Raw genomic sequence first — 10681 nt, 5'->3', positions numbered from 1 at the left:
AAGTTCTTACAGGTGTTTAATTAAATATATTTGTCTAATAATCTGTATCGATTATTTAGGACTAGTCATAAGTTTCTATCCCGAAGCCTCGGGACTGAGATGCTAAGTTTTTTACCATCAAAGAGCCTCAATTTCGCTCAGCCTAACAAAATTAAGCGTGTCAGGCTGAGCGGAGTCGAAGCCCTTTTTTTACGGTTATTTTTTTAGAAGCAGAAACTTTCCTTTTCATAAGATGTGACATTCCTGCCATCCGCTGTATCTTTTCCTGGCTAAAGAAGCCAGAAAAAGGATGCCGCTTTTGTCAGGGCTAATAAGAAAATATCTTTTTCATAAGATTCTAAGTTGCTAAGATTCTGAGATGTTAAGTTTTTTCATCGTTGTCAGGCTGAGCGAAGTCGAAGCCCACTCAAAGTATGGAATTTAGATTATCGAACTTCTTGCGTTCCTTTGACTCCGCTCAGGATGACAAGAAAATCTGTGAGAGACATTTTCTTTGTGTTCTTTGCCCATCTCGATTGAAACTATTTCTTAGCGCCCTTTGCGTAAACCCCTTGCGCCCTTTGCGGTTAAAATTATCCAGTAAACAATTCTCTAATTTTCACATTTTCAAATTATCCAATTGCCACATTCTCTAATTAATCTTACTTTTGCAAACATGATAAAATGGATAGCAAAACTGTTTTCATCAACACCAAAAGAAGAGAACACAGAAGACAATATGAAACCGGAGGTTCACGAACACCAAAAAAACAATATAAAAAGCGTGAGTAAAAAATATTTAATCGTCGGATTAGGAAATATCGGAGCAGAATACGTAAATACCAGACACAATATAGGCTTTAAAGTATTAGATTTTTTAGCCAAAAAAGAAGGACTTTTGTTCGAAACTGTAAAATTAGGTTCAATGGCTGAATATAAATTTAAAGGAAGAACCTTTTTTCTTTTAAAGCCAAACACTTACATGAATTTAAGCGGTAAGGCGGTAAAGTATTGGATGGATAAGGAAAATATACCTTTAGAGAATATTTTGGTCATTACAGACGATTTAAATCTGTCATTCGGAACCATTAGAATCAAACCAAAAGGAAGTGATGGAGGTCACAACGGACTTAAAAACATCAATTTGGTTTTGAATACACAAAACTATACGCGTTATAGATTTGGTATCAGCGATCAATTCAAAAAAGGGCAGCAGGTAGATTATGTTTTAGGAGAATGGAATGCCGATGAAGAAGCAAAACTTCAAGAGCGTTTAGAGGTTTCTGCAGAAATTATTAGAACTTTTGGAACTGCCGGTTTAGAAAATACAATGACGACATTTAATGGAAAATAAAGATTTTCAGGTGTTTATGTTGTAAAAATGTAAATTATCAGTTAATTAAATTCAATTATAACGAAATAGTATTTTCAATTCCAAAGTTAAATGTCTAAATTTGGAATAAATTATTATAAACCATAAAAATCATTATACCATGGCTTTTGAATTACCACAATTACCTTATGCATACGATGCATTAGAACCACATATTGATGCACGTACAATGGAAATTCACCATACTAAGCATCACAATGCATATACTACAAATCTTAATGCAGCAATTGCAGGAACAGATTTAGAAGGAAAAACAATCGAGAATATCTTAATCAATTTAGATAAATCAAACGCAGCAGTTCGTAACAATGGTGGAGGTTTTTACAACCACAATTTATTCTGGACTGTAATGTCTCCAAACGGAGGAGGATTGCCAACAGGTGATTTATTAGCTGCAATTGAGGCTTCTTTCGGAACTTTCGAAGAATTTAAAGCAAAATTTGCTAAAGCTGGAGCTACACAATTTGGTTCAGGATGGGCTTGGTTAGTTGTTCAAAAAGGTGGAAAATTAGAAGTTGTAGGAACTCCAAATCAAGACAATCCATTAATGCCAGAAGTTGCTGGTCACGGTGGAACTCCAATCTTAGGAATGGACGTTTGGGAGCACGCTTACTACTTAAACTACCAAAACAGAAGACCAGATTATATTGAAGCTTTCTTCAGTGTAATTAACTGGACAGAAGTTGCTAGAAGATTTGCTTTAGATAAATAATCTTTTAAGAAATATTAAAAACCCGATTTAAGCTTTTGCATTAAATCGGGTTTTTTGTTTTACCATTTTCCGAAGAAACTATTTATATTAAAATAATATTTGATTTCTTCACCTTTATCATTAACTGTGTTTAGAAGATCATAATGTTTCTTTCCTTCACTTATTAAAGCTTGACCTTTTACTTTACAACTTGGGCAAAGCTGTTTCACTATTTGATATTCTTCGGCGATACTTTTTACTTTTATCGCTGTTTTTATAGAACCGCCTTCTCTTTTAGGATCTTCATTTGTAGAAGAAGATTTGCTTTCAGAAATTGGGATATTTTCGCTATTGTTTTGATTTTCAATAGAAGTACTTGCAACTGTTTTAGGTTTGGCACCAGAACAATTGAAAAGGAATAAACTGAATAGGATAAAGAAAGAAATTTTAGCAAATTGTTTCATAAGATTATTTTTTAGTTGAAACAATTATATGATTTTTTTTCAATAAAAAAGGTGGAATCTCTTCCACCTTTTTTGCCCCAAATCTACCATAAACTTAACCTACTAATGTTATGGTCTAGTAAAGGTATTGTAGATATTTTTTAGAGAGAAACTTATCAGATGAAAGGCAAGTATATCCGATTAAAGGCTCATAATCGTTGCTTTAGAAAATATTTGAGTTTATTTCAATAAAAAAGGTGGAATTTCTTCCACCTTTTTTGCCCCAAATCTACCATAAACTTAACCTACTAATGTTATGGTTCAGTAAAGGTATTACAGATATTTATTTAAAGAAAAAATTTCAGATGAAAGGTAAGTATATCCGATTAAAGGCTTATAGTTCATTGCTTTAGAGAATTATCTTGCATTTATTTCCTTTGTTCAATTCTCTGAAAAGAAGAAAATAAAAAAGGTGGAATTTCTTCCACCTTTTTTGCCCCAAATCTACCATAAATTTACCTACTAATGTTATGGAGCAGTAAATGTATAATAGATATTTATTTAAAGAAAAAATTTCAGATGAAAGGTAAGTATATCCGATTAAGAGAAATATAATCGCTTGTTTTAGAAATGTTTGGGAATATTCTTAAATAAAAAAGGTGGAATTGCTTCCACCCTTTTTGCCCCAAATCTACCATAAACTTAACCTACTAATGTTATGGTATCTCAAAAGTATCATTGCTTTTCAATTTCACCAAAGAAATAGGATGAACGGCAAAAAAAACCGATGAAATGCACAATTTAACCTTTTGTTAGTATTTTATTAATACGCTCTGGCGTCTTTTCCTTCGTAAAAATTCATAAAAGCACGATTTACAACTCGATTTCCACCTGGTGTAGGATAGTCTCCAGTAAAGTACCAGTCACCTAAATTTTTAGGACATGCTTTGTGTAAATCATCTACCGTTTGGAATATGATTTTTACTTCGGCATTAATTTCTGGAGAGCTTAACATTTCTGCGATTTTGTCTGAGATTTCTTCGTCAGTAAATTGATCATATATTGCTGTAACATAATTGATCACATCTTTATCTTCGAAATTTTCTTGTGCTTTACATTTTGCATATACTTCATCTACAATATGGTAAAGGTTTCTTTCTTTTAATAAAGCAAGTGCTGCTCTAAATGCAACTAAACCTTCTAATTTTGCCATATCAATTCCGTAACAATCTGGGTAACGAATTTGTGGTGCCGATGAAACGATTACGATGCGTTTTGGTTTCAAACGATCCATCATTTTAATGATGCTCATTTTCAATGTAGTACCACGAACAATACTGTCGTCAATAATTACCAAGTTGTCTTCTGGTTTAATTACGCCATAAGTAACATCGTAAACGTGAGCTACCAAATCATCACGGCTGCTGTCTTCTGTAATAAAGGTTCTAAGTTTAGCATCTTTAATTGCCACTTTCTCTGTACGTATTTTTACAGCTAAAAGTTCCTGAAGCGTTTCAGCAGTTAATGTATTTCGGTTTTCTAAAATATAATTGTTTTTTCTCTGATTTAAGAAATCTTGAGCTGCTTCTACTAAACCATAAAATGAAGTTTCAGCAGTATTAGGAATATATGAGAAAACAGTATTATCTGTATCGCTGTCAATTGCTTTAAGAACGGCAGGTAAAATTAATTTCCCTAAATCTTTACGTTCTTGGTAAATTTCAGCATCACTTCCTCTTGAGAAATAAATTCTTTCGAATGAACAAGCTTTTTTGATTGTTGGTTCCAAGATTTGTTTCATCGAAACATTTCCGTTCTTTTTGATAATCAAGGCATTTCCTGGATCAATTTCTTGAACACTTTCAAAAGGAACATTAAATACAGTCTGGATAACTGGTCTTTCAGAAGCTACAACTACTACTTCGTCATCTTGGTAGAAGTAAGCTGGACGAATTCCTGCTGGATCTCTAAAAACAAATGCATCACCATGGCCTAATAAACCTGCCATAGCATAACCTCCATCTAAGTTTTTAGCCGAACGACCTAATATTTTAGCAATGTCCAAACGTTCTGCAATTACAGGAGAAGCTTCTCTTTTAGAATAACCTTCAGCTTTACAGTCTTGGTACAATTGCATTACTTCTTTGTCCAAGAAATGACCAATTTTTTCCATTACAGTAACAGTATCCGCCATTTCTTTTGGGTGCTGTCCCAATTCAACCAGATTTTCGAAAAGCTCTTTAACATTCGTCATGTTGAAGTTTCCAGCCAAAATCAAATTACGGTGCATCCAGTTACTTTGACGTAAAAATGGGTGAACACTTTCGATGCTGTTTTTTCCAAAAGTTCCGTAACGAACATGACCTAAAAACAATTCACCTACGTAAGGAATGTTTGCTTTTAATTCTTTCATGTTGTCTCCCAATTCAGGATGCGCTTTTAGCTCTTCGCTAACACGCTCATTGATTTGTTTGAAAACATCTTGAATTGGTTGTGCATGATTAGAACGAACTCTGCTGATATAGCGCTGTCCAGGTTCAACATCCAATTTAATGCTTGCAAAACCAGCGCCGTCTTGTCCGCGGTTATGCTGTTTTTCCATCATTAAATACATCTTCTGGATTCCGTAGAATGCAGTTCCGTATTTTTCTTTATAATATTCAAGCGGTTTTAGTAGTCTAACTAAGGCTATACCACATTCGTGTTTTAAAGCGTCGCTCATTGTTTTTTGTTATTTGTGTGTTGTTGTAAGTTGTGTATTAACGTAATAAAAAAGCCCCGTTTTATCGAGGCTCTTAGGCATTATATTTCTATGTCAAACTGAGTTAACGATTTAAATTGCTGTAATCGAATCGCTACTTCGGCTTTGCTTAATGTTTCCATCCTTTCAGTTCCAAATTTCTCTACGCAGAACGAAGCTAAATTTGAACCATAAATAATTGCATTCTTCATATTGCCAAATGAAATGTTTTCGCTTTGCGCAATAAATCCAGAGAAACCACCTGCAAAAGTGTCTCCAGCTCCAGTTGGATCAAAAACATCTTCTAATGGTAAAGCTGGTGCAAAGAATACTTCTCTATTGTGGAATAAAAGTGCTCCGTGTTCTCCTTTTTTGATCACCACATATTTTGGTCCCAATTCTTGGATTTTAGCAGCAGCTTTTACTAATGAATATTCACCTGATAATTGTCTTGCTTCTTCGTCATTGATTGTAATAACATCAACACGTTTAATAACGTCTAATAATTCAGGAAGAGCGCAGTCCATCCAAAAGTTCATAGTATCTAAAACTACTAATTTTGGTTTTTTCTCCATTTGATCTAAAACACTGCTTTGTACTAATGGGTGTAAGTTTCCTAACATTACAACATCAGCATCTTTGAAGTTTTGAGGAACTTTTGGCTGAAAATCAGCTAAAACGTTCAATTCAGTAACTAAAGTATCTCTAGAATTTAGGTCGTTGTGGTATAAACCGCTCCAGAAAAAGGTTTTTCCGCCTTTTACAATTTCGATACCCGAGATATCAATATTTTTTGAAGTCAATAAATCTAAATGTTCTTGAGGAAAATCGTCGCCAACTACAGAAACAATGGCCGATTGCAAGTTAAAAAATGACGCTGATAATCCGATGTAGGTTGCAGCACCACCTAAAATTTTATCTGTTTTTCCGAAAGGAGTTTCAATCGCGTCGAAAGCAACTGTTCCAACAATCAATAGTTTATTCATTTTATGAATTTCGAATTAGGGTGCAAAGATACTCTATAAGTTACAATCTTGCAATGGTTTAGGTTCTCAAAATTTTCTTAAAAAAATGACAACGATTTCGTAGTAAAACTATTGTAAATGAATAGGTTAAAATTGATTTTTTAGCGAGAATAAAATATGTTTTTTAGATTTAAGTTGCAAGTTTTTTGAAAATAATTGCGAATAAATTACAGCTGATTCTTCTATCTTAGTTGTTTAAATGAAGAAGATTTTCTTTTTTCGATTAAAACATGAAAAATTCTTTGCGTACGATTCCTTAATTTATTTTGATATTTTTAATCCAATTGATTGCATCTTTCATAGGTTCTTCAGAGTCGGAAAATGCTGTGTTATGACCCAAGTTTGGAAACAATTTGTATTCGTAATGTTTTCCTTTAGATTTTAATTTATCAAGATATTCAATTGATAATTTCGCAGGAACTTGAATGTCTTTGCCGCCATAAATCCAGAGTCCTGGAATTGATAATTTAGAAAGAACATCATTGGGATTTGTATCGATGAATTCATATTTGTCTGGATCATTGAATACATGTTTTCTCGCTTCTTCTTCAGAATGCGTATCCCAAAAATTTTTATCTCCATTTGTATAAAACTGGAATCTCAATTGTTCTTTAACCGTTATAAGAGCTCCGCTAAAGATTGTCATAAATTTAACTTTCTTATTTTTCTCTGCGGCCAATGGAATTATCCATCCAGCTTGACTGCCACCTATTAAACCGATTGGTATTTTATTATTTGATAGAGACTTAGATAAAGTATTTACAGCAGCACTCGCATCCAAAGACAAAAGATTTAGATTTGAGAAATCAACATTGTTAGTTCCTACTTCAGGTCCGGCATATACACCGCCTGATTCTCCAACTCCACGTTTATCATACGTTAAAACGGCAATTCCATTATTGGCTAGAGTTGTAGCAAAGTCTATCATTCTTTTTTCTTGTCCAGATCCATGAACAATCACAACGGCAGCCTGAATGTTGTTTGGTATAAAAACAGTTCCAGCGAGTGAAATTCCTTCACTAACAAATTTTATTTCCTTAGTGGTAAAGTTTGATGGAATTGCTGATGCATAATTAGTAACAAATAACAACAGCATTAAAATAGAATGTATATGTGTTTTTTTTGCTCTTAGAACGTGTTTAAAAATTACCGTTTTATTTTTCATTTCTAAGACTATAGTTGATACTTTTTGTCAAAATAATTCTTCAAAATTCCAACCTGAACCAAAATCATAATTGGAACAATCAAAATGGCATACAAGATATTTTTAGAAAAATGAATTCCTGAAAACGCTGTTGACATTCTATCAGAATATAATTTTCCGACTTCGTCAATTTTGAAATCAGTTTCTGAAACTGAAAATAGAGAAACATAAATAACTAATGCCACTACAGCCAATCCGATCGAAATCCAGATTGGTTTCGAAATTAAAGGCTTATATGCTTTCAATTTTTTCTCTTCTAAAATTTGAACATTCGCCATAATTTTTGAAGTGAAATCTAATGATGGTGACTGCAGTTTTTCTTCAGCCATCATTTTCTCAATAAGTTGTTCTATATTTTTATCGCTCTCTCTCATAACATTCTATTATTTCTGGTTCTAACTGCTGTCTCAAAATTACAGCTAATTTCTGTCGGCTCCTAAATAATTTTACTTTTGCATTATTGGCCGAAATGTTCATTATTTTTCCAATTTCCTCTAAATTCTGATCATCAAAGTAAAATAAGGTTAAAAGGAAGTTTTCGTCACTGGGTAATAAATTTAAACATTTTTGAATGGTTTGTTTTCGTTCTTTTTCTTCTAGAGCGCTCAAAGCGTTATCCATTGTTTTGATTAAATGAGACGAAAAATCATCAATTGAAATATTTAAATCTTCTTTTTTATTTTTCTTTAAACGATCTAGACAAGTATTATAAGCAATTTTATAAATCCAAGTCGAAAATTTAGATTCTCCTTTAAATTTCGTCAGCGAATTATAAATCTTTATAAAAGTGTCTTGGGCAACTTCTTCTGCTTCTTCCCGGTTTTTAACCATTTTTAGAGCCAAAGTAAAGATCATATCTTTATAACGATCCACAAGAACGGCAAACGCATTTGTCTCGCCTTGCAGAATTTTATCGATATAATGTTGATCATGTATTGTGCTCATATTATATAGGACGACAAGTTGTTTGTTTAGGTTACAAGAATTTTGAAAATAAATTCCAAATTCCAAAAAATCTAATTCTTTACATATATGTATATTGGTGAGCTTTGTCAAAGTTTCAAACTTTGACAAAGTTTTTAGAATCAAAATTAACTGATTATCAATTAGTTTTGGAATTTGGAGTTTAAAAATTGAAATTTTTTCTAAAAAGTTGTAACCTCAAATTTAAAACCCTCGTCATATGGGATATATCAATCAATTAAAAACGTAAATTATCATGGACGACAAAATTTTAATCCCAATTAGCTTTTTCTTAATGATCTTCGGAATTGTTTACCTTATTTATTCAACAAGAAACAGAGAGCGTTTAGCTCTTATAGAAAAAGGTGTAGATGCAAGTATTTTTATTCAAGGAAAAGGAAACGGAGTTCCAGCTTGGAAAGTCTTTGTAGTAAATCTGGCATTCTTATTAATAGGAAGCGGTGTAGGTATATTTGTTGCTTTATTAATTACAACTTATACTTCGTTGAATGACGGAGCGGTTTATCCTTCAATTATATTTATAATGTCAGGTATTGGACTTTTAGTTGGTTTTAAAACAGCTAAAGATTTAGATAAAGAGTAATCGTTGAAGATTTAAGTTAGTACAAAAAAACGCATCAGATGATTGATGCGTTTTTTTTTATTCTTTAGATCCGATGGTTTCGTAATAAACATCGACAGAAAGTTTGGGTTGCATGGATGCCATAACTGCCAATTGATCACAGCGTTCGTTTTGCGGATGATTGTTGTGGCCTTTTATCCATTTAAAATTAACTTGGTGTTTTCGATAAGCAATTAAAAAACGTTTCCATAAATCTGGATTTTTTCTGCCAGCAAATTTCTTTTTTTCCCAGCCCAAAACCCATTTCTTTTCAACGGAATCAACCACATATTTAGAATCTGAAATAACGAGAACTTTCATGTTTTCTTTTTTTAGTTTTTCCAAACCAACAATTACAGCTAAAAGTTCCATTCTGTTATTTGTCGTCAAGCGAAAGCCTTCGTAGAATTCTTTTTTGTGTGGAGTTCCAACCAATTCCATTACCACGCCGTAACCGCCATTGCCGGGATTTCCTTTTGCCGCACCATCTGTATATATATGTACTTCGTGATTCATTTATTTTAGATTGTAGATTTTAGATTGCAGATTTACTGCTTATCTAAAATTGGAATTTGGAATTTAAATTTTGGAATTTCCCTCAAGGATTCTATAAATAATCTCTGGAAAGTGTTTTTGTTCCAGCTCATGAATTTTCTCAGCAACTGTTTCTGGCGTGTCTTCTTCTGTTAAGGCAACATTTGCTTGGAAAATAATTCCGCCTTCATCATAATGTTCATTAACGTAATGAATCGAGATACCTGTTTCTTTTTCCTTATTATTCACAATAGCCCTATGAATATGCATTCCGTACATTCCTTTACCTCCATAATTTGGCAAAAGCGCAGGATGGATATTGATTATTTTATTTGGATAAAGTTCGATTATGTTTTCTGGGAATTTCAACAAAAAGCCAGCCAAAACTATCAAATCCGGGTCGATTTCTTGTACTTTTTGTAGTACGTTTCTTTCTAAAAGTTCGGTTTTTGAGAAGATTTCGACAGGAATTTGATGATTTTTTGCTCTTTCAATCACTTTTGCCGAAGCATTATTTGTAAAGACCGAAACAACCTTTGCAATTTCAGTTTTTTCAAAATATTTTATAATGTTTTCGGTGTTAGTACCTGATCCTGAGGCAAAAACAATAATTTTTTTCATAATGAAATTATTTTTTAGACTGCAAAAAACGGAATAAAAATCGAAAATAAATAGCTTTAAAAGACCTTTCTTGAAATTAATTTTATAAATTAGTGTCACATTTATAAACTAAATAGTTGTTTTAAAATAAAGTTTTTTATTTTTGCCAACAAATTAAATTCTAAAATTAAAGATTATGTCAGACATTGCATCAAGAGTAAAAGCGATTATCGTAGACAAATTAGGTGTTGACGAAAACGAAGTTGTAACAGAAGCAAGCTTCACTAATGATTTAGGAGCTGACTCATTAGACACTGTTGAGCTTATTATGGAATTCGAAAAAGAATTTGATATTCAAATTCCAGACGATCAAGCAGAAAACATTGCTACTGTTGGTCAAGCTATTTCTTATATCGAGGAAGCTAAAAAATAATAATACCACACCCGATTTTTAAAAATCCCAATTTTAAAAATTCCAAACTCCAAG

At 32.6% G+C, this 10681-nt stretch carries 12 protein-coding genes; 4 read left to right on the top strand and 8 right to left on the bottom strand.

Annotation, left to right across the window (positions count from 1 at the left end):
* Positions 1–655 precede the first annotated feature (655 nt).
* Together pth and DM444_RS10745 are read left to right on the top strand one after the other, a co-directional pair.
* Positions 656–1333, top strand: a complete 678-nt coding sequence (pth, locus tag DM444_RS10750) for an aminoacyl-tRNA hydrolase (RefSeq protein WP_111286432.1) — start codon at positions 656–658, stop codon at positions 1331–1333.
* 139 nt (positions 1334–1472) lie between these two features.
* Positions 1473–2084, top strand: coding sequence for a superoxide dismutase (locus tag DM444_RS10745; RefSeq protein WP_111286430.1), 612 nt, complete (start codon positions 1473–1475; stop codon positions 2082–2084).
* Between the two features lie 59 nt (positions 2085–2143).
* On the opposite strand, the gene DM444_RS10740 is transcribed toward DM444_RS10745, so the two are convergent.
* The 6 genes from DM444_RS10740 to DM444_RS10715 form a co-directional block, all read right to left on the bottom strand.
* Positions 2144–2527, bottom strand: a complete 384-nt coding sequence (locus DM444_RS10740) for a hypothetical protein (protein ID WP_162614953.1) — start codon at positions 2525–2527, stop codon at positions 2144–2146.
* A gap of 802 nt (positions 2528–3329) precedes the next feature.
* Positions 3330–5228, bottom strand: a complete 1899-nt coding sequence (locus DM444_RS10735; protein ID WP_111286426.1) for an amidophosphoribosyltransferase — start codon at positions 5226–5228, stop codon at positions 3330–3332.
* 80 nt (positions 5229–5308) lie between these two features.
* A complete protein-coding gene (locus DM444_RS10730; protein WP_111286424.1) occupies positions 5309–6232 on the bottom strand; it encodes a PfkB family carbohydrate kinase in 924 nt (307 codons plus the stop codon).
* A gap of 295 nt (positions 6233–6527) precedes the next feature.
* Positions 6528–7436, bottom strand: coding sequence for an alpha/beta hydrolase family protein (locus DM444_RS10725; protein ID WP_239455658.1), 909 nt, complete (start codon positions 7434–7436; stop codon positions 6528–6530).
* 8 nt (positions 7437–7444) lie between these two features.
* Complete coding sequence (locus DM444_RS10720; protein ID WP_111286422.1) at positions 7445–7849, bottom strand: hypothetical protein; 405 nt, start codon at positions 7847–7849, stop codon at positions 7445–7447.
* Positions 7833–8420, bottom strand: coding sequence for an RNA polymerase sigma factor (locus tag DM444_RS10715; RefSeq protein ID WP_111286420.1), 588 nt, complete (start codon positions 8418–8420; stop codon positions 7833–7835). Before DM444_RS10715 ends, DM444_RS10720 begins: the two co-directional genes overlap by 17 nt.
* 274 nt (positions 8421–8694) lie before the next feature.
* On the opposite strand from DM444_RS10715, the gene DM444_RS10710 reads away from it, so the two are divergent.
* A complete protein-coding gene (locus DM444_RS10710) occupies positions 8695–9042 on the top strand; it encodes a DUF6249 domain-containing protein (protein ID WP_111286418.1) in 348 nt (115 codons plus the stop codon).
* Between the two features lie 57 nt (positions 9043–9099).
* Here the strand turns inward: DM444_RS10710 and rnhA are convergent, their stop codons facing one another.
* Both rnhA and purN read right to left on the bottom strand, forming a co-directional pair.
* On the bottom strand, positions 9100–9576 hold the full coding sequence (rnhA, locus tag DM444_RS10705; RefSeq protein ID WP_111286416.1) for a ribonuclease HI: 477 nt from the start codon (positions 9574–9576) through the stop codon (positions 9100–9102).
* 63 nt (positions 9577–9639) lie between these two features.
* Positions 9640–10215, bottom strand: coding sequence for a phosphoribosylglycinamide formyltransferase (purN, locus tag DM444_RS10700; protein WP_111286414.1), 576 nt, complete (start codon positions 10213–10215; stop codon positions 9640–9642).
* Positions 10216–10390: 175 nt separating this feature from the next.
* Here purN and DM444_RS10695 point away from each other — a divergent pair, with 175 nt between their 5' ends.
* On the top strand, positions 10391–10627 hold the full coding sequence (locus DM444_RS10695) for an acyl carrier protein (protein WP_007137004.1): 237 nt from the start codon (positions 10391–10393) through the stop codon (positions 10625–10627).
* The last annotated feature ends 54 nt before the right edge of the window (positions 10628–10681 follow it).

The sequence above is a fragment of the Flavobacterium ginsenosidimutans genome (genome assembly GCF_003254625.1).
GTDB classification, from domain to species: Bacteria; Bacteroidota; Bacteroidia; order Flavobacteriales; family Flavobacteriaceae; genus Flavobacterium; species Flavobacterium ginsenosidimutans.
Note: the sequence above shows the minus strand (reverse complement) of the source record. Positions and strands in the feature narration are given on the sequence as shown.

Bases quoted from the DNA above. Each gene is read 5' to 3' on its own strand.
- pth (WP_111286432.1), top strand. From the start codon at position 656: ATGATAAAATGGATAGCAAAACTGTTTTCATCAACACCAAAAGAAGAG.
- DM444_RS10745 (WP_111286430.1), top strand. From the start codon at position 1,473: ATGGCTTTTGAATTACCACAATTACCTTATGCATACGATGCATTAGAA.
- DM444_RS10740 (WP_162614953.1), bottom strand. From the start codon at position 2,527: ATGAAACAATTTGCTAAAATTTCTTTCTTTATCCTATTCAGTTTATTC.
- DM444_RS10735 (WP_111286426.1), bottom strand. From the start codon at position 5,228: ATGAGCGACGCTTTAAAACACGAATGTGGTATAGCCTTAGTTAGACTA.
- DM444_RS10730 (WP_111286424.1), bottom strand. From the start codon at position 6,232: ATGAATAAACTATTGATTGTTGGAACAGTTGCTTTCGACGCGATTGAA.
- DM444_RS10725 (WP_239455658.1), bottom strand. From the start codon at position 7,436: ATGAAAAATAAAACGGTAATTTTTAAACACGTTCTAAGAGCAAAAAAA.
- DM444_RS10720 (WP_111286422.1), bottom strand. From the start codon at position 7,849: ATGAGAGAGAGCGATAAAAATATAGAACAACTTATTGAGAAAATGATG.
- DM444_RS10715 (WP_111286420.1), bottom strand. From the start codon at position 8,420: ATGAGCACAATACATGATCAACATTATATCGATAAAATTCTGCAAGGC.
- DM444_RS10710 (WP_111286418.1), top strand. From the start codon at position 8,695: ATGGACGACAAAATTTTAATCCCAATTAGCTTTTTCTTAATGATCTTC.
- rnhA (WP_111286416.1), bottom strand. From the start codon at position 9,576: ATGAATCACGAAGTACATATATATACAGATGGTGCGGCAAAAGGAAAT.
- purN (WP_111286414.1), bottom strand. From the start codon at position 10,215: ATGAAAAAAATTATTGTTTTTGCCTCAGGATCAGGTACTAACACCGAA.
- DM444_RS10695 (WP_007137004.1), top strand. From the start codon at position 10,391: ATGTCAGACATTGCATCAAGAGTAAAAGCGATTATCGTAGACAAATTA.